Below are 16,817 nucleotides of genomic sequence, written 5' to 3'. Positions count from 1 at the left end.
AGGGAATAGTTATGGCTAGCAAAAAAATTCGACCCAAAGAGCGTGATGCGATTATCCAGTCGCTTAAAGCGGGTGTTACCCCACGTGTAGGTATCCAGCATATCCAAGTGGGGCGAGTAAATGAAGTAAAAGCACTACATCAAGATATTGAGCGTATTGTCGCTGGTGGTGCTGCTTTCAGATTAGTGATTGGTGAATATGGCTCCGGTAAAACATTTTTCTTAAGTGTCATCAGATCCATTGCCTTGGAAATGAAGCTGGTAACCGTCACTGCTGATTTATCCCCAGATCGACGTATCCATGCCTCCGGTGGTCAAGCCAGAAACCTCTATTCTGAATTGATGCGAAATATGGCTACAAGGAATAAATCTGAAGGAAATGCAATAACTAGTGTCGTTGAGCGTTTTATCACACAAGCACGACAAGAAGCGGACGCTAAAGGCATAGAGGTGCCCACGGTTATCCATGAACGCCTCAGCGAATTGACGGAGTTAGTAGGGGGATATGATTTTGCGAAAGTCATAGAAGCTTATTGGAATGGCCATGAAAGTGATAATGAACAGCTGAAAGTCAATGCTGTACGTTGGTTGAGAGCTGAATATTCAACAAAAACAGATGCCAAGAAAGATTTAGGCATAAGAACCATTATTTCTGATGCTTCCTTTTATGATTCATTAAAGCTTCTGAGTTTATTTGTACGCCAAGCAGGTTATGAAGGCTTATTGGTGAACCTTGATGAAATGGTAAACTTGTATAAGTTAAACAACACACAGGCCAGAGTGTCTAATTACGAGCAAATATTGCGTATCCTGAACGATTGTTTACAGGGGAATGCTGAGAATATAGGCTTTTTGCTAGGTGGTACACCAGAGTTTTTATTAGACCCAAGAAAAGGCCTTTATAGTTATGATGCCTTACAATCGCGTTTAGCTGAAAATAGCTTCGCAAAAAAATCAGGTGTCATTGACTACTCATCCCCTTCCATACATTTGGCTAGCTTAACCCCAGAAGAGTTATATATCTTACTACGTAATCTTAGGCATGTATTTTCTTCAGGGGATGAAAGCAAATACCTAGTGCCTGATGAAGCTCTTGAGGCATTCTTAAAGCATTGCAGTCAAAAAGTCGGTGATTCTTATTTTCGAACGCCTAGAAATACGATTAAGGCTTTTGTAGATATGTTGGCTGTTCTAGAACAGCACCCTGATATTACATGGCAACAATTAATTAAAAAAACAGATGTTCAATCTGAGCAAGCCAGTGATATGCCTGAAATCGAAGCAACACCCGATGATGACTTAGCCAGCTTCACTATTTAATGATGAATAGTGCTTTTGATCAGCTAGATACCAGAGTACAGAAGTGGGTCTATAAACAAGGCTGGGACACTTTGAGAGATATCCAAGAGATGTCTATTGCTCCCATTCTTGCAGGCAAGACTGATCTGGTTATTAGTGCCTCAACGGCAGCAGGTAAAACAGAAGCAGCATTTTTACCCGCCTGCAGTGCAATTGCTAATAATAAAGATGGTTTTGGTATTTTATATATCAGTCCGTTAAAGGCGCTGATTAATGATCAATACCGCCGCTTAGAAGGCCTTTGTGACGATTTAGATATGACGGTAACTCCATGGCATGGAGATAGTCTGCAATCAAGAAAGAAGAAGGCAAAGCAAGACCCTGAAGGTATTTTATTAATAACGCCAGAGTCCTTAGAGTCCATGTTAATGCGGGAGTCCGGTTGGCTTGTTTCGGCATTTGAAAACTTGAAGTACATTATTATTGATGAGTACCATGCTTTCATAGGCTCTGAACGAGGATGCCAATTACAAGCTGTCATGCATCGCCTTGAATGTTTGTTAGAAAGGCAAACGTCACCAATACCAAGAATTGCTCTTAGTGCGACATTAGGGGATATGGACGGTGTATTAGATTATCTAAGGCCATCTAAATCTATCCCTTGTGAGTTGATCGTCGGAAAACAATCTCAATCCTCTTTGAAAATGCAGGTTAGAGGCTATGAAGAAAAAGAGCCCGATACCTCTGAAGTTTCTGATGAAGAAATATCTGATATAAAAACTGCTGAGCAACAGATTGCTTTGGATTTATATGATGTATTGCGGGGAGATTCACACCTCGTGTTTGCGAACAGTAGGCAACGCACAGAAAACTTTGCGGTGATGTTAAGTGACCTCTGTGAAAAAAATCATGTACCTAATGAGTTTTTTCCTCACCACGGTTCTCTTTCTAAAGAATTAAGAACCGACTTAGAGTCTAGGCTTCAGAAAGAAACATTGCCTACCACAGCTGTATGCACCATGACGTTGGAGCTTGGTATCGACATTGGTAAAGTAAAATCTGTCGCACAAGTCACAGCACCACACTCAGTGGCAAGCTTGCGCCAGCGTATAGGCCGATCAGGTCGCAGAGATACGCCAGCGATACTCAGAATGTATATCACTGAGAAAGAGCTGAATGCAAATTCCTGCGTAGGTGATAAGCTCAGATTAGAGTTACTTCAAAGCCTGGCGATGATTCGATTATTACTGATGGAAAAATGGTATGAACCATCCGACACTCACCTCTATCATTTCTCAACATTACTTCATCAGATATTGGCGGTTATTGCACAGTGGGGCGGTGTTAGACCTGACCAGTTATGGGCATTGCTTTGCAAAGAAGGCTTTTTTGGCGCTGTTACCGTAGAGCACTTTAAGCAGTTAGTAAGCCAAATGGGGGGCTTAAATCTAATTATTCAAATTGGTAGTGGAGAATTGGTGCTAGGTGAATTAGGAGAACAGCTGGTTGGTCATTATTCTTTTTATGCCGTATTTAAAACGCCGGAAGAATATCGCGTAGTAGTTGAAGGAAAAACACTGGGCACATTACCTATAGACTCAGTCATTCTACCTGATAGCTATATCGTTTTTGGTGGCAGGCGCTGGATAGTTCTGGATGTAGATGTGGAGAAAAAAGTTATACTCGTCTCCCCTGCTAAAGGAGGTAAACCACCTAAGTTTGGTGGTGGCGGTATGTCAGTAAACGATCGAATTAGGAAAGAAATGTTTGATATTTATAGCTCGGGCGATTACAAAATTTCGTCAAATGGAGCCAAGTTAGATTTTCTGGACTCGGCAGGTAAAGGTTTATTCCATGAAGGCTTGAGCTTCTACAAACAAAAAGATCTAAAAAATAACCACCTCATTCAGCAAGGCTCCTCAGTGCATGTTATTCCTTGGATGGGAGATCGAATAGTAAATACTCTTTATGCCATGCTTGCCCAGTCTGGATTTGATGTTGATTGCTCCGCTGGTGTCATTGAAGTTGAGAAAGCGCAACTATCAACTGTACAGAAAGCATTGAAATCTTTTACCTCAATGTCTAGAACAACAAACGCAGATTTAGCGAAGCATGTAAGAAATAAAATTATAGAAAAGTACGATCATTTACTGCCAGAGGAACTATTAAACCTATCATATGGTGAAAGGGCCTTTGATGTTAGATCTACGGTAAAATGGCTATACGAGATGGGTTTATAGAGTGATAATTAACTTCTCGGGTCTAGCGACAACTGCTTGTCCAGTTGATCTGATAGAGCTCGATACAGTAAGTTTTTTATCAAAAAAAGTTATTAGTGCATCAAGTGTCTCGTAATTTATGAGTTTGTAGACATGCAAAAAATATCAGCTTTAGATTCTCTATTAATTCTATACGCCATAGCGAAATAAAAGAAGAAGCATATAAAATATGCGAGGGGGCTTTGCCCTCGCACCCATCTAACTACTAAGCCACAGCGCTCCCGCTTTGCTTTGCACACCAAAGCGACCTAGAATTAATCAAAATCGGAATTTGATTAACTCATTATTATGATTATATCTGAATGCGCTATCTATCATTCCGCGGGCTTCCTTAAGGGGGCTAGGATCATACCGTCGCCAACGGCCTTGGGCTGGGGGCTTGAGTTGGTGGGGCGGTATAAGCCGTTTATGGTTACTCGTCAGCGCGGCGGCGACTGTATCTATAAGTCGATTGATGCGGCCTTTGCAGCGGCGACTAAGATCGGCTTTCAAGAGGTAACCATCGAGAGCACGATGCCTTACGATGCTTAGCAGCCTATCAGCTACCACCAGATGCCGACGATTCATTCTTTGATAAGCTGAACGCAACTATCGAGAACAGCGAGACTTTGCGCGTAATTTGGGATATGAGTAAATTTGAATCATACTCGCTTCGAAAACAGGCTTTCCCTAACGCATAAACATAAATAGGATTTAAAATCATAATGATAACTACACAGCGGCTACACATCAGACCAATATGCTCAGATGATTATCAGCACTTACAAGAGTTACACAGCGATCCAGATGTAATGAAATTTATAGGTCAAGGAACGACAATGACCCCTGACCAGGTCTTTAATCATTGCTGCAGTATGATAGGTCACTGGGCAATGAAGGGTGTCGGTAGCTTTGCTATTTTTGAACAAGAAACCGGCGACTTCGTTGGGCGTTGCGGCTTCTTGTATCGTGAAGAGTGGGATAGCTTAGAGCTCGGGACCCTAATAGCCAAACGTCACTGGGGTAAGGAGTACGCAGCCGAAGCAACACATTCAGTTGTGCGATGGGGTTTTGAGAAGACTGGTAGAGGACATTTCACCGGCGGCGTTATGCCCGGAAATTCACGCTGCGCATCATTTATTAAAAAAATTGGCTGGGTTAAAGAAATGACGTTCTCGGCGCCTGAGGGTTTTGATATTGATATCTACAAGATCACAAAAGAAGCCGCTCAAGAGAATGATGCCCGCCTTTCAAGCCGGCATATTGGGGAGGGCGCTTAATGAGTTCGGTTGTTGAAACTCGGGTGAGTTGCCGATGCGAATCATTCTGTTACTATCAACCACCTATAGCGCTTTACGACCAATAATGTGACTTCATCGCCGCAACTATACCGCTGCCGCGATACTCGCAGATTAGTTTTATCCGCCAAAAACGTTTAGCAGGACTGCTAAACAAATGGACAACGAAGGTAGGAATCAATGTCAAAACAAATGCTTATATATAACAACGCGAAACCACTGTCCACGCAGCGCCATCTTGATTGGTCGATTAAGGTCGACGAGGATTACAGCTTCGCAAGCCAACTTAACTCGTTGCCGTTAACCGCCGTCGAGTTCGCAAACGCCGCCGATGAGTTCCCCATTGTCTTTGCCGGCAAAGGCGATCAACTGATGCCTGTCGCCGTGTTGGGACTGCGTGACGCTCAGAATCTATTCACCCTAGAAGATGGCCGTTTCGACGCCGCTTATGTGCCGGCGTTCTTGCGTCGCTATCCCTTCGTCTTCGCGAGCGCTAATGAGAGTGGCGACCTTACACTGTGCCTTGATGAGGCGTTTAAAGGCTGTAACACAGAGGGCAAGGGCGAGCGCTTATTTGATTCTGAAGGCGAGCGCACCAGCTACCTGAATAAGGTGCTCGAGTTCCTTAAAGAGTATCAATCACACTATGCGAAAACGCAGAATTTCTGTCAAAAGCTCGTTGAGTTAGACCTGCTTGAGCCCATGGGAGCCGAGATAACGCCCGCCGGCAGTGACGAGAAAATTCAACTCGGTGGCTTTATGGCGGTTAACCGCGGCAAGCTTAAAGGGCTAGGTGACGAGGCAATTAAAGAGCTGTTTACCAATGATGGCTTAGAGTTAATTTACACGCACTTAGCCTCCATGCGTAATTTTAAAAAGCTGGTCAATAAGTTACCGAGTACTGTTGCAGCAGCCTAGCGATACCCGCTCACCCCCACAGCGCCTCGTCTCCAGCGGAGGCGCTGCCAGAATTCCCACCACAAGCAATCAACGATAGCCAACAAAATAACCTCCAAATGGATGAGAGTAGGGTGGCTGTGTCTGGATCTCGATCTGTCGCATAAGTATAAATAGCTATTCGGCCATGCTGGGAAGCGTTGTATGTTTAGAAAACTAAAAATTATATGATTAAGAGGCTGTTATGGTTCATGACATAAAAATTGTTTGTAAGGGCTGCCACGATAAATACAGTTGTTTCGTCTTCGGCCAGTTTGATAGTGAAATCAGTTACCAGGCACACTGCCCGAAATGCCACACAGCCGATACCTTCCAAGCCAGCCAAGGCTTTATGCGTACGTTACCCGCGGACAATTCCGTCCAGGCAGAGCCATTACTGGAAGCCTAAAAGAGGTCATATCAAATTTTAAATATGATGTTTTATATTGCTATCAGCAACTTATATCGGTGATGAGTCGAGATTTCGAATCGAACAAAACGAGCTGATGGGTAAAGAGTGCCGATTCAATCGACACTCTTTACAGGGGATATGGAGCAGGGGGCAGAGCAATTAGCGCGTGTGTATGATCTTTACTGAACTGACGCTGTGCTCGAAACCATCGGCGTTATCGTTGCCGCCTTTGTAGGTGTACGACTTACCAGTGAAGTTGATGTCCTCATAGAAGCGCACCTTCCAACCCTTAGGTACATGGAAAGAAACCATCTTGTCGTTGAAGTCTTGCTTGAAGAAGTTGGCCTGATCCTTATTTATAGTGACCGAATGCCCTTTTTGGTTCTTGTGACTATAGAGAACAAGACTGCCTTTATTGTGGTGATTGTTGTTGTTTCCATTGCCTGCCAGCGTGCTGGTGAAGCAATGAGAATCTTTCGGCTGACAAAACATTTCGTTACGTTTGGTCTTGCACCGCTCGACGACTTTATCGCGCGCTTCTTGCTCTGTTCTGCCAGCGTCGGCAAAGGTGTCAGAGAAAGCAGACATAGTGCAGATGTAAATGGTCTCGTCATTGTGGTTTGAGGACGCCTGTACGCTTGCTGCACAGCCCAACATCATCGCTAAACAAAGAATCTTCTTCATATTTTCCTCATCGATTAGAAAATAAAGGATAGCCAGTGATTAAAAAACAATCAGTGGCGGGTGAACTGCCCGCGATAGTAATGTTGTTGCCCAGTGGACACCAGTGCGTACAGGAGGAATCTATCCGCTATCTGATTGAATCGGTGTTTTAGGTCAACTTCTCGGGCCATTTCATTACCAAGTCTACAGTTTTTAATGACTTATTCGCCGGCAGGGCTGTCGTTGTCGCCGTTGTTATTTCAGCGGGAGTTACAAAGAAAATGACTGGAATAGTGGCAGCGACAACCTCCGTCAACTAATGATAGCCGTATCCTTGGCTCTGTGGGCTTAGTGAGTGCTGCAGCTCAGCAGGTTCTGCCGGCGTCTCACAGTGAGACAACTAGCTCTTTATGCCATTGTTATACTCCTTTAATACCAAACCCACAGCACTCATGTAGTCTTATCAAGGCGAAAATGCTACCCTAAGTCGTTGAGTTAAATGTTGTTTGCCAGTTAATAATGAGAGAGAAATGAAGAATATATTGTGTTTCGGTGACTCCAATACTTGGGGGCATGACCCAGCCACTTGTCTGCGCTATCCCTGGCATGTGCGATGGACGGGGGTACTGCAAAATAAACTCGGTAGTAACTTTCGAGTTATAGAGGAGGGGCTTCCCGGCCGTAACTCAGGCTTTGATGAACCTGGTCGTGATTTTAGAAACGCGGCTCGCTACTTGCCTATGCTACTTGAGAGCCATAGGCCATTGGATCTAGTCGTCATCATGCTAGGTACCAACGATCTTAAGTCGCAATTTAATCTCACGCCGTCGGATATTAGCCAGAGTGTCAAAAGGCTCTGTAAAATGGTGCTCAATAGCGAGTTTGTTGAAAACGCCAATGCTCAGATACTGCTAATTGCACCGACTCACGTGGCTGATATGCCAGAAGAAGTCATGGGTTTTATCGGCGCCAGAGATAAGTCGCTGCAATTTTCCGCTGAGTATAAAAGAGTCGCGGATGAGCTCGGCATCTTGTACATGGATGCGAGCGAGATAATAGAAACAAGCGATGCCGATGGCTTCCATTGGACGGCACATCAACACCAAGATTTTGCCGTCACACTGAGCAACAAGATCGTCAGCAGTTAACGTTCACGATGGATGGGCCGCTGAATCGAAGATAGACTTTGATCAGTGGTTACCATTTTCACGCTAGAGGTAATGCTTATTCCAGGAGTGGTCTATGCTTTTTGCGTTATTAATTACAAAACCGCAATTAATTCTTGCACTTAAAAGAAAAAGAACAATATCTAGTGTGTTAGTATTAGTGGGGGTGCAAGCTGCACTTTCCAAAAATAATATGAAGAAAGGTTTTGTTTATGAGCGATAGCGAAGAAGATATAAAAAAGATACGTAGGGCAACTGCAGTACAAATTGCATTAGAATTAATTAAAGCTGATGCGTCCACGTGCAGGTAATATGAATAACTACTTGAGAGGCTACGCTGAAAGCGTCGATGCCGCCTTCAAGATCACAATGGTTTTTTGCAATAATATAAAAAAGGGGCTTCGGCCCCTTTTTTAATGCATCCAACGTATCGATGCTCAAAGAATATCAGCTTAGTTTCCATAGCCACGACATGCTTACGCTGTTTCTGATTTCTCATCGGCGCGAAACCGAGCTGTGAAAGTTAATAATTTTTCGCGGTTTCAATAGCAACATGTATCCAAGCACAAAATCTATGGTGTTCAGCGTCATTTCAAATCTTAAATATGATTTTCCAGCACCTTATCAATCAGCTAGATAGCCTAGAACGGCCTCTAAGGGCCCTAATAGCCAATTGCGCATAATGTGATTGCAGCTTATGTTAAGCGCCACTGCGCGTAAATCGCCCGTGTTATATCTCCTAACACGGGCGGCTTTAACATAGGCTGCATTATGCGCAAGTTGCGCTCTTGTACTACGCTTGGTTCTCACTAACAGACAAGGAGTGTCTTATGTTGGTTTTAACGTTGGGTAACAATCAAAGAGTGACAATTGGGAATGCTATCGTTGAAGTAGAGCAGTACGGTCATCAAACTAGAATATTTATTACTGCGCCTCCTGAAGTCCCCATTCTTAGAGCTGATGCAAAAGTTAGGTTTTCTAAGTCGCAAAAGTCATAGGTTCGTGACATATGGGCTGTCTGTATATTAGATATACCTAATAAATGGTGTTTAAACCTGTTAATGTTCATTGACGCATAGAATGGTTTAATAACCTTTTGTAGGTCTAAATAGGCCTGTAAGGGTCTGTTGCTAATAGGATTTACAATTTTTTGCCTCTTCAAGTTGCTGATACTAAAGTCAAAACTTACTCACTTAGTTGAGAATTCAATTGACTGCTAACATTTGTATATGTATCTTTTACATCGTGAGAAGTGATATTTACATGCTTTACGTGCTGCAACCACTCATTGCCTGGCACTAAAGTAACCATAGTTTGTAACCTATGGGTGGCCTCTTTCTAGGTCATTGAAATAAGCGCCTGTTTTAAAGGGCGCTTTCTTGTGCTCGAACGAAATATATGGTATGATATCTCCTAAGCCGGCAATTCTATTGTCGGCTTTTTTGTTCCTGAGTCGAAAGTACTATAAGAAATAACTACATGGGTGGGGTTTGCCCTGTTAGATGTATTGAGGTACTGTTGGCTTTCCAAGGTTGCCGGAGGGCTGTCTTGGTTTAATCTTTCCTCGTAAATATTGCTTCTCACAGATGCTTTACTTTGCGGGGATCAATCTCCCTTATAAGGAAGCAATTTATGCATAAGAATAAGTTTCATTTTTTGGTATCAGTCGTACTTACTACTGTCTTTGCGTGTTTTAGTCAGCCATTGACTCAAGGTGATGGGCTTGTCTTCAGTGTTGGTGATGTCTCGATTTTTTCTGGTAATAATATCGAGCTTCACTACCGCTAGCCTTAGAGGCCCGTTTTGGCGGGCTATCTATTTTGTTCCTGGGCTAGTTGTGTCTGGCTGCGATCGGATGGTCGCGGCAGTCATCGGTTCACACCGATATACCACTTTGCTCTTGATCTCAGCTTCTCAATATCAACCGCTTTACCTCTTCAAACGAGCAGGTTTCCTAGGTCGATAAAGAGCTAGTTCATTAGCTTTTTTATTTCTCGGGAAATGCTATCGCTTAGTTTGCCAGCTAAATACATTCCCTCGTCATGATGAATCTTTATCCAGTTTTTTTTGCTTTCGAGGTGTTGACTATCTTTTCCTTCATACCAATTTATTCCTTCTGTGCCTATGGTTCTGAGATAGTATTCTATGAACTCATCGCACTTTTTTTCAGTATCTCCGTTTGTGCATGACGCTATTATCATGCTTAACCTCAATCCTTTGTTGCTGTTGCTATTTTTTTCTCTTCTTCCTTGAGGCTCAGGGCACCCCTTTTTAGCTTTTTCTATCAGGTCTAGCTCATCATCTGTGTTTTTTCTGCATTCATCTGCTATATCAGGAACAAGGCTATACGCCTCCTCAAGCCTCTCTATCTTTATGTTTTCTTTGCGCTTTCTTTCTTCTTCTTCAAATGCTTTAGTTTGCATTGTTTCATTATGTTTTAGCGCCATCTTGTGTGTTTTTTCGTTAGATCTTAGTGCGCTTTCATGGCATCTTCTGCCGTGCCATGTTCCGATAAAGAGTGTGAATAGTGATACAACAGGAATGATTACGTCTTTTGCTTCTAGATCCATTTTGCTTTTGTTCCTGGGATAGTTTTGTTTGGCTTGCGATCGGATGGTCGCGGCAGTCATCGGTTCACACCGATATACCTATTTGCTCTTTATCTCAGCTTCTTAATATCAACCGCTTTACCTCTTCAAACGAGCAGGAGTACTTATTCGATTGCTCGATCTACTGTGTAACACCGTCGGCTTTTGATCTGGCTTTTGTCTTGAAAGCAGTTGAGCCATACGGGGCACTCTAATGCCCCGTATCAGTCCCATGATGGGACTTTTTACTAGTCATCGAAGCGCCTTGTTTGCTCTGTTCCTGATAGTGCATCTGATGTGCAGACAGATATCCATCCACGGAGGAAGTCCTTCACTACGCTTTTCTGGTATTGGCTCAGGCTCGAGGCTTTAGTGAAGTAGGGCTTTAGGTCATCTTCTGGCTCGTATTCATCCTCGTCAAACAACAGGCGGTCCGCTGTTGTTTCCAAAGCGATGACGATTTTCTTTATCTTTTCGGCGGTTGGGTTCATTTTCCCCCGCTCGATCTTAGAGATGTATTCGGTCTTTAGATTCGCGAGCTTTGCGAGTTCGCTTTGCTTTAGGTCTTTTTCCTTTCTTAGGTTGGTTAGATTGGTGGCTATGCTCATTACTTGGCCTCTATTTGTATGCCTAAATAGTTCTTTATGCACTATGTTGCCATTATAGTCGCTTCTTAGGCCTATTTATTTACTGATTATTCGTCATATATTCTTGTCATAGGCCTATAGGGTGTATTACTATCACCTTATAGACCTAGTATATTTTTTGGCAGGGATTCATGTGGGATAAAGCAGATATACGGATACCATTTGCATTTGAGCACGTGAACTTGCTGGCTGATTTGTCGCCTGATGGTGAGCCTTGCGGCTTTGTTGATATTAGTAAGTATGAATTTCCTGCATCCGCCTCAGTTGTATTCGTGGACGGTAAAGGGGTTCATTCAACACCTAAAGCTCAAACTTGGAACTCTATTTCTAGCGCGTTATCCCAAACAGCAATTGGATTCTTCCCTGAAGGCAATGGTTTTTATCAGTGGCCACACATTAGTGTTAAGGCGAGCCCATCCAAGATATTGCAAGGTCATAATGTTTTTGGAACGGAGGATATTAAGCCGGGGATAATGCAGATGCTCGCTAATGTCGCCTTAGCTTTTCCTAAGCTTTACGAACACTTAGACATCCCTGAAGCTGAGATTCGTTACCTTGACTCGACCTACTCAGCATTGATCCCTAGCGAATATAAGCGTGCGCAGGTTATCAGGATGTTTGAAAACCTATTCCCCAATAAAGACTCGATTAGCCGTTATCAGGGCTATATGCAGGCGAATAAATATAGCGAGTATCGTCGGCAAAAAGTCTATTACAAGCATCAAGAACTTTTAGCGGATCTTGAAGATGCTACAAAAAAGAGGCAAAGCGATAAAGTCGCTGTTTTGTCTGATGAGCGATTGCAAGACTTTGCGTTCGGGCGCATTCGTTTTGAGGCCACTACAGGCTATAGAGCACTAGAAACCGATGGTATCCCGTTAAAGTTATTTGAGTTCCTCAAATTCCACGATTGGTACGAGCGCACACATAAACAACCGTTAGCACAACTATTATGGCATAGGGCGTTTGATCGCTACTTTTCCCAGTTTGAGGGCCACACAATGAAGAACGTAGATGATAACTCAATCAGGTTGAAGATTGACGCTAAGTACATAAAAGTAAAGGATAACGGGAAAGTCTGCAAGCGTAAGGCTAATGCGATATTTCGTATGTATCGAGATATTAAACGCGAGGGCTATGATCAACTCGCCTCTGAGAAAAGCTCAACTTTTTTCCGTAATGTAAAACACTTGGAAGATGCCGGTATTTCTCGGGCACTTCTTAAATCGCTTGACCCAGATAAGCCTAATGAAAACGTTGTCTCTATGGTTCAGCTGATTAACGTGGACTTCAGCCAGCAACGCCCAGATTGGTACGTTGAGCCCGAATCTGGGTTTGATGACCGTCGCCGCCACTTACGACTCATTGCATAAGGATTTGCCATGTTTAGCTTAGCTTCTCCCGTTTCAGATCAACGGTTTATCTACCATTTTGCAAAGGGGATCATCGATGGCGGCAACGTCGATAATATCCTTGCGGAACGTGAAAAAATGGCTCAAAACGGCACTCTTGGTTGGACTGAGGAACTGTATCTCGCGTTGAAATTGCAGGTTGAAACCCTCCAGAAAAACCCATCTTCACCACTAATTCTATCTAACAGATCTCCTCTCGCTTACTTAGATGCGAAGGCAAAACAGGCACATGATGCCGATTACTCGTAACCAAAAGGTACTGATATGCAATTTACTATGACAGCACGCATCGAAAAATCAGAAGTTTATAACGGCAGAACGATCACGATTGTGACTACTCCGGCACCGGACGCTTTCAGTCACCCGTCAAAGTTCAAGCTTTACTCTGACCAAGCATTGGGCAGCCCACTACAAGAGGTTGAAGTTAAAGTGAATGTTCGCGGTGTTGTTCGCCATAAGACTTGGACAGATAAAAGTACTGGTCAGCAAAAGAAATTTGATGAGGACACCACTTATCTTGATGTTGTTGACGTTAAGCCAGCAGCGCTAAAGAAGGCTGGCTAAAAATGGAATCTTGCGATCTGACAGCGGTTATAACTCTGTCAAATACGCTAACCGAATTGTTTAGCTTTGATCCTGCGATGTTCGCCGCCGTGCTTTCTGGCTGCATCGTCACGTTCATTAGCGGACATGTAACGGGCAAAGTCATCAGGCTGATGTCACGCTCATAAAAATGATAGAAATGGAGTTTATTATGTTGAAAGAAGTTAAAGGCAAGGTTGTAGAGTTTTCAAAGGCTGGTGTTGTTGCAGGTGCTGGCATGCTTGTATCTGCTGGTGCAATGGCTGCTGATAGCGATATCACGGATGCATTCGCTGCTGGTGAGGTCTCTGTAGGGCTGGCGATTACTGGTCTTATCGGTCTAACCGCGATAATGGTCGGTGTTGGTTTTATTATCAGCCTGCTTAAACGCTCCTAGCGTGTATACGCTGCTTCTTGTGTCGGTGTTCTGGATGTCCTTTGTCTATGGGTTTTACACCGGCCGCATAGCGTAGCTTGTACAACGGAGGCTTCGGCCTCCTTTTTTTTCTTTGATTGGTGGGGCAGGGATGCGTTATTTGTTGGTGGTTCTTTTGTTGATGTCGTCTATGTCTGCGAATGCGGGCTGGACTTACCGTATAAGCACGGGGACTGAAGCTCTTCGCCGAATTGCGTGTTACGACCTTTTGGGGGTTGTAATGGATTCTGGGGTAATAACTGCTGTTCGTTTTGAGGCCGATGATAATCGTTACTATTGTCATCGTTACATTCCTGAAAGTGATGACGATGGGCCGTGTGACGATGGGTTCGCCTGGGATCAGTCTTTAGAGCAGTGCGACGCCCCTGATGATTGTCTGACAAATTTCTCTACAGGTTGTATGGACGATCAGCCAACTGACGCGTGTGAGAACTCCAACGACATACTGACAAACCCAGATTGCGCGGCTCAAAAAGACTCGTGCGAAGCGGCCGGTGGGGCGTTCGGCTTTTTCAATGGTGGTACCGCTTGTTTGGATGGCGTGCCAGCGAATGGTGGTTGTGGTGCAAATTCTGCGGTGATCGCGTCCGGTGATGGCTCTACTGATTGCGCCCCGTTGCCTGCCGCGCCTGCTACCGGTGCCGAGGGGGAGCCTCTCGGCGGGACATATGATGAGGCCGGTGAGGGCAGCCCGACCGACCTTGATGGCAACTATGTCTGCCCCGACGGTTCCCGGCCGAACTCCGCGAATCAGTGCCCGGTGTCGGATGAAATTTGCTACGGTGCCAATTGTCCGGTGCCTAAGATCTGTGACGATGGTTACCCCAGCCGCTACGGCTCGTCAGGTCTTACGTGTGATCGTCCGACGCCGTCGCAGTTTTGTGATAATAACGTGCCGGTTTGGGACTTGGCGAGTTGTCCAGAACCAGAACAATACGACCCTGAGTTACCGCCGGATCACCCGTCACAGCCCGGTAATAACCCGTCAGACCAACCGCCTCCGGCTGTGGTGGAAAATCCGGTTCAAACCGATTCTCAAGGTGCTGAGGTCGCGACTGGTGCCTGTAACCCTCAATCGAAAACGTATCTACAGTGCATCGCTGGCAATAAAAAGCTCAGAGTCCCTGACCGCGGTCAGTTCGAGGATCTCACTCAGCAGATGGCCGACGCTCAGTCTGAATACGAAGATAAGTTTAACGAGGTTAAAGATGACCTCTACGATCGGTTGAGCTTGAGCGTGAATGGAGGGGGGAGTGTGGCTTCTAATGTCTCGAAAATCCGTGGTGTCGATGTTGATTTTTCCATTGCTCGGCACATGTCTTTGTTGTCCATTGTTGGCAATGTGTTTTTGGCGTGCGCGAGTTTGTCGGCCGCGTTTATCGTCTTATCAGCTAAAAATTAGGGGGTAATATGGATCAAGTGATGGTTGGTTTTCAGACCTTAATCGATTTCTTTACGGTTGATGTCTATACCTTTTTTAATGAGGCGTTGGTACAGCTCGGCTCGTATGTTGTGATTTGGATGTTTAAGGCCAAGATGGTCGCGATGGTCTTTGCTTATGAGGTCGCCGTTGCGGTTCTCGATAATATTGGCCTCTCCGCCATGATCAATAGTGCCTGGGGCGGTATCGATAGTAAGATCATGGGGATTATTACTGCGTTCAGAATACCGGATGCAATTAACGTCCTGCTTAACGCCTATGTGACACGGTTTATTCTGGGGATGTTCTGATGACAGCCGTCGTTCATCATGGCGCTCCGGGCAGCTATAAATCCTTTGGCATCATGCAATTCAAGGTCATTCCTGCGCTGCGTGAGGGGAGGGTTGTTGTTACAAACCTGCGCGGCTTTGATTCGATTGATCGTATTGAAGCAGCACTCGGTGAGCGCTTCCCAGACTCTGCGGCTATCGTTGCAATCAACCACGATAAAGACGGCTTTGATTTGATGGCCAAGTTTTTCCATTGGGCGCCGCAGGGAGCGCTCATTTTCATGGATGAAGTCCAAAAGATTTACCCGACGCGTATTAAGAAGTTTGATGTGTTTGACTTCCCTGACGGTGAGGATGCAGCCGAGGAGGTTGGTCGCCCGGCGACGGTTGAGGATGCCTTCGATCGCCATCGCCATCACAATTGGGACATCTACATGGCAACACCCAATATTGGCAAAGTTCATAAGGAAGTGCGTCAAGTTTGTGAGTTTGCCTACCGTCACCGCGATCTATCGAATTTACTTCCGTTTCATAAACATTGTTGGAAAGAGGTCTGTCATGACGCTTCAACATCTGGACAATCACTCACCAGCGCTATTGGTGGTCACAAGAAGTACCGAGCCGATAAACGCTACTTCGACTGCTATAAGTCAACAGCCACGGGGGTTGCGCAAGAATCTAGCGAAGATAAACCACTTTATAAGGAACCTAAGTTGGTGGCTTTTGGAGTGGTCACACTCATTTGTTTTGTGTTTTTTTTCTACAACTTGTCTCGTTTTGGGGAAGATCGGCCTGAAGAGCTGGCGGATCAGTCGGCTTCTGTTGCGCAAACTGTTTCGTCTGCTGCTATTGCTGATGGTGATGCTGCTGGTAACAGCCTGTCTGAGGTTTCTGGTGATGCTGTCAGTGTAATTCAGCCGGTTTTGATGGATCTTGACGCGATTTATACCGGCAGTATCAATGATCGTGACTTTTTTACGTTCAAGGATGGCGACACCGTTTTTAACCTGAGTTCTGAAGATCTACAGGCGTTTGGTATTACCGTGCAGCGCCTGTCATCGTGTGTTGTCGCCATCACGCGTGGCAGTCTTCGTCGTCTCGTTCTTTGCCAGTCGCAGACACCGGAGTTGCGAGGCGCAGCAATGCAAGCCGCAGTCACTCCGGTGTCTGCGATGGGCTTTTGAGTTTTTAACGACATTTTGTCCTGACAGCGTCATATTTAGGGCCGACAGCGTCATTTCAAACTTCGAATATGATTTTCCAGCACCTTATCAATCAGGTAGATAGCCTAGAACGGCCTCTAAGGGCCCTAATAGCCAATTGCGCATAATGTGATTGCAGCTTATGTTAAGCGCCACTGCGCGTAAATCGCCCGTGTTATATCTCCTAACACGGGCGGCTTTAACATAGG

The 16,817-nt window shown here is 44.8% G+C and carries 20 protein-coding genes; 17 read left to right on the top strand and 3 right to left on the bottom strand.

The window, feature by feature from the left end; genetic code table 11:
* Positions 1–11: 11 nt before the first annotated feature.
* The 6 genes from EDC56_RS12615 to EDC56_RS12590 all read left to right on the top strand — a co-directional run bounded on the left by EDC56_RS12615 (position 12) and on the right by EDC56_RS12590 (position 6,199).
* Positions 12–1,319, top strand: a complete 1,308-nt coding sequence (locus EDC56_RS12615) for an ATP-binding protein (RefSeq protein ID WP_123712941.1) — start codon at positions 12–14, stop codon at positions 1,317–1,319.
* Positions 1,319–3,538 carry a DEAD/DEAH box helicase gene (locus EDC56_RS12610; RefSeq protein WP_211333683.1) on the top strand — a complete coding sequence of 740 codons (2,220 nt, stop codon included), beginning with the start codon at positions 1,319–1,321 and terminating at the stop codon, positions 3,536–3,538. Before EDC56_RS12615 ends, EDC56_RS12610 begins: the two co-directional genes overlap by 1 nt.
* A 327-nt stretch (positions 3,539–3,865) precedes the next feature.
* Positions 3,866–4,108 (top strand): plasmid replication protein RepB, encoded by a 243-nt coding sequence (locus EDC56_RS12605; protein ID WP_123712940.1) that lies wholly within the window; start codon positions 3,866–3,868, stop codon positions 4,106–4,108.
* Between the two features lie 173 nt (positions 4,109–4,281).
* Positions 4,282–4,836, top strand: coding sequence for a GNAT family N-acetyltransferase (locus EDC56_RS12600; RefSeq protein WP_123712939.1), 555 nt, complete (start codon positions 4,282–4,284; stop codon positions 4,834–4,836).
* Positions 4,837–5,034: 198 nt separating this feature from the next.
* Positions 5,035–5,772: a SapC family protein gene (locus EDC56_RS12595; RefSeq protein ID WP_123712938.1), complete on the top strand. Its 738-nt coding sequence runs from the start codon at positions 5,035–5,037 to the stop codon at positions 5,770–5,772.
* Positions 5,773–5,995: 223 nt separating this feature from the next.
* On the top strand, positions 5,996–6,199 hold the full coding sequence (locus EDC56_RS12590) for a hypothetical protein (protein ID WP_123712937.1): 204 nt from the start codon (positions 5,996–5,998) through the stop codon (positions 6,197–6,199).
* 162 nt (positions 6,200–6,361) lie between these two features.
* Here the strand turns inward: EDC56_RS12590 and EDC56_RS12585 are convergent, their stop codons facing one another.
* A complete protein-coding gene (locus tag EDC56_RS12585) occupies positions 6,362–6,886 on the bottom strand; it encodes a beta/gamma crystallin-related protein (RefSeq protein ID WP_123712936.1) in 525 nt (174 codons plus the stop codon).
* Positions 6,887–7,395: 509 nt separating this feature from the next.
* On the opposite strand from EDC56_RS12585, the gene EDC56_RS12580 reads away from it, so the two are divergent.
* From EDC56_RS12580 to EDC56_RS19625, 4 genes are all read left to right on the top strand, one after another.
* The gene (locus EDC56_RS12580) at positions 7,396–8,013 is read left to right on the top strand and encodes an SGNH/GDSL hydrolase family protein (protein ID WP_123712935.1); all 618 of its coding nucleotides are present in this window, start codon (positions 7,396–7,398) and stop codon (positions 8,011–8,013) included.
* A 94-nt stretch (positions 8,014–8,107) separates the two neighbouring features.
* Positions 8,108–8,254, top strand: coding sequence for a hypothetical protein (locus tag EDC56_RS19630; protein ID WP_162844187.1), 147 nt, complete (start codon positions 8,108–8,110; stop codon positions 8,252–8,254).
* 607 nt (positions 8,255–8,861) lie between these two features.
* Entirely contained in the window at positions 8,862–9,029 is a 168-nt protein-coding gene (locus EDC56_RS20115) for a carbon storage regulator (RefSeq protein ID WP_123712934.1), read from the top strand.
* A 634-nt stretch (positions 9,030–9,663) separates the two neighbouring features.
* Complete coding sequence (locus tag EDC56_RS19625; RefSeq protein WP_162844186.1) at positions 9,664–9,819, top strand: hypothetical protein; 156 nt, start codon at positions 9,664–9,666, stop codon at positions 9,817–9,819.
* A gap of 182 nt (positions 9,820–10,001) precedes the next feature.
* On the opposite strand, the gene EDC56_RS12570 is transcribed toward EDC56_RS19625, so the two are convergent.
* Both EDC56_RS12570 and EDC56_RS12565 read right to left on the bottom strand, forming a co-directional pair.
* Positions 10,002–10,601 (bottom strand): hypothetical protein, encoded by a 600-nt coding sequence (locus EDC56_RS12570; protein ID WP_148059407.1) that lies wholly within the window; start codon positions 10,599–10,601, stop codon positions 10,002–10,004.
* 266 nt (positions 10,602–10,867) lie between these two features.
* Positions 10,868–11,227 (bottom strand): helix-turn-helix domain-containing protein, encoded by a 360-nt coding sequence (locus EDC56_RS12565; protein WP_123712932.1) that lies wholly within the window; start codon positions 11,225–11,227, stop codon positions 10,868–10,870.
* 170 nt (positions 11,228–11,397) lie between these two features.
* Between EDC56_RS12565 and EDC56_RS12560 the strand changes: the two genes are divergently transcribed.
* The 7 genes from EDC56_RS12560 to EDC56_RS12530 all read left to right on the top strand — a co-directional run bounded on the left by EDC56_RS12560 (position 11,398) and on the right by EDC56_RS12530 (position 16,590).
* Complete coding sequence (locus tag EDC56_RS12560) at positions 11,398–12,639, top strand: phage/plasmid replication protein, II/X family (RefSeq protein ID WP_123712931.1); 1,242 nt, start codon at positions 11,398–11,400, stop codon at positions 12,637–12,639.
* A 9-nt stretch (positions 12,640–12,648) separates the two neighbouring features.
* Positions 12,649–12,927, top strand: a complete 279-nt coding sequence (locus EDC56_RS12555) for a hypothetical protein (RefSeq protein ID WP_123712930.1) — start codon at positions 12,649–12,651, stop codon at positions 12,925–12,927.
* Positions 12,928–12,942: 15 nt separating this feature from the next.
* Positions 12,943–13,242, top strand: a complete 300-nt coding sequence (locus EDC56_RS12550; RefSeq protein WP_123712929.1) for a hypothetical protein — start codon at positions 12,943–12,945, stop codon at positions 13,240–13,242.
* A 190-nt stretch (positions 13,243–13,432) separates the two neighbouring features.
* Complete coding sequence (locus EDC56_RS12545) at positions 13,433–13,657, top strand: hypothetical protein (protein WP_148059406.1); 225 nt, start codon at positions 13,433–13,435, stop codon at positions 13,655–13,657.
* A 259-nt stretch (positions 13,658–13,916) separates the two neighbouring features.
* On the top strand, positions 13,917–15,098 hold the full coding sequence (locus tag EDC56_RS12540) for a hypothetical protein (RefSeq protein WP_123712927.1): 1,182 nt from the start codon (positions 13,917–13,919) through the stop codon (positions 15,096–15,098).
* A gap of 8 nt (positions 15,099–15,106) precedes the next feature.
* Positions 15,107–15,427 carry a DUF2523 family protein gene (locus EDC56_RS12535; protein WP_123712926.1) on the top strand — a complete coding sequence of 107 codons (321 nt, stop codon included), beginning with the start codon at positions 15,107–15,109 and terminating at the stop codon, positions 15,425–15,427.
* Complete coding sequence (locus EDC56_RS12530; protein ID WP_123712925.1) at positions 15,427–16,590, top strand: zonular occludens toxin family protein; 1,164 nt, start codon at positions 15,427–15,429, stop codon at positions 16,588–16,590. Before EDC56_RS12535 ends, EDC56_RS12530 begins: the two co-directional genes overlap by 1 nt.
* The last annotated feature ends 227 nt before the right edge of the window (positions 16,591–16,817 follow it).

The sequence above is a fragment of the Sinobacterium caligoides genome (genome assembly GCF_003752585.1).
Lineage (GTDB): Bacteria > Pseudomonadota > Gammaproteobacteria > Pseudomonadales > Sinobacteriaceae > Sinobacterium > Sinobacterium caligoides.
The sequence above is the reverse complement of the archived record's forward strand: the minus strand, read 5'-3'. Positions and strand labels throughout refer to the sequence as shown.

What these genes read in the sequence shown, in the direction of transcription:
- EDC56_RS19630 (WP_162844187.1), top strand. Translation starts at nt 8,108, where the DNA reads ATGCTTTTTGCGTTATTAATTACAAAACCGCAATTAATTCTTGCACTT.
- EDC56_RS12600 (WP_123712939.1), top strand. Translation starts at nt 4,282, where the DNA reads ATGATAACTACACAGCGGCTACACATCAGACCAATATGCTCAGATGAT.
- EDC56_RS12570 (WP_148059407.1), bottom strand. Translation starts at nt 10,601, where the DNA reads ATGGATCTAGAAGCAAAAGACGTAATCATTCCTGTTGTATCACTATTC.
- EDC56_RS12605 (WP_123712940.1), top strand. Translation starts at nt 3,866, where the DNA reads ATGATTATATCTGAATGCGCTATCTATCATTCCGCGGGCTTCCTTAAG.
- EDC56_RS19625 (WP_162844186.1), top strand. Translation starts at nt 9,664, where the DNA reads ATGCATAAGAATAAGTTTCATTTTTTGGTATCAGTCGTACTTACTACT.
- EDC56_RS12550 (WP_123712929.1), top strand. Translation starts at nt 12,943, where the DNA reads ATGCAATTTACTATGACAGCACGCATCGAAAAATCAGAAGTTTATAAC.
- EDC56_RS12535 (WP_123712926.1), top strand. Translation starts at nt 15,107, where the DNA reads ATGGATCAAGTGATGGTTGGTTTTCAGACCTTAATCGATTTCTTTACG.
- EDC56_RS12610 (WP_211333683.1), top strand. Translation starts at nt 1,319, where the DNA reads ATGATGAATAGTGCTTTTGATCAGCTAGATACCAGAGTACAGAAGTGG.
- EDC56_RS12545 (WP_148059406.1), top strand. Translation starts at nt 13,433, where the DNA reads ATGTTGAAAGAAGTTAAAGGCAAGGTTGTAGAGTTTTCAAAGGCTGGT.
- EDC56_RS12580 (WP_123712935.1), top strand. Translation starts at nt 7,396, where the DNA reads ATGAAGAATATATTGTGTTTCGGTGACTCCAATACTTGGGGGCATGAC.
- EDC56_RS12595 (WP_123712938.1), top strand. Translation starts at nt 5,035, where the DNA reads ATGTCAAAACAAATGCTTATATATAACAACGCGAAACCACTGTCCACG.
- EDC56_RS12585 (WP_123712936.1), bottom strand. Translation starts at nt 6,886, where the DNA reads ATGAAGAAGATTCTTTGTTTAGCGATGATGTTGGGCTGTGCAGCAAGC.
- EDC56_RS12540 (WP_123712927.1), top strand. Translation starts at nt 13,917, where the DNA reads ATGGATTCTGGGGTAATAACTGCTGTTCGTTTTGAGGCCGATGATAAT.
- EDC56_RS12530 (WP_123712925.1), top strand. Translation starts at nt 15,427, where the DNA reads ATGACAGCCGTCGTTCATCATGGCGCTCCGGGCAGCTATAAATCCTTT.
- EDC56_RS12565 (WP_123712932.1), bottom strand. Translation starts at nt 11,227, where the DNA reads ATGAGCATAGCCACCAATCTAACCAACCTAAGAAAGGAAAAAGACCTA.
- EDC56_RS12615 (WP_123712941.1), top strand. Translation starts at nt 12, where the DNA reads ATGGCTAGCAAAAAAATTCGACCCAAAGAGCGTGATGCGATTATCCAG.
- EDC56_RS20115 (WP_123712934.1), top strand. Translation starts at nt 8,862, where the DNA reads ATGTTGGTTTTAACGTTGGGTAACAATCAAAGAGTGACAATTGGGAAT.
- EDC56_RS12560 (WP_123712931.1), top strand. Translation starts at nt 11,398, where the DNA reads ATGTGGGATAAAGCAGATATACGGATACCATTTGCATTTGAGCACGTG.
- EDC56_RS12590 (WP_123712937.1), top strand. Translation starts at nt 5,996, where the DNA reads ATGGTTCATGACATAAAAATTGTTTGTAAGGGCTGCCACGATAAATAC.
- EDC56_RS12555 (WP_123712930.1), top strand. Translation starts at nt 12,649, where the DNA reads ATGTTTAGCTTAGCTTCTCCCGTTTCAGATCAACGGTTTATCTACCAT.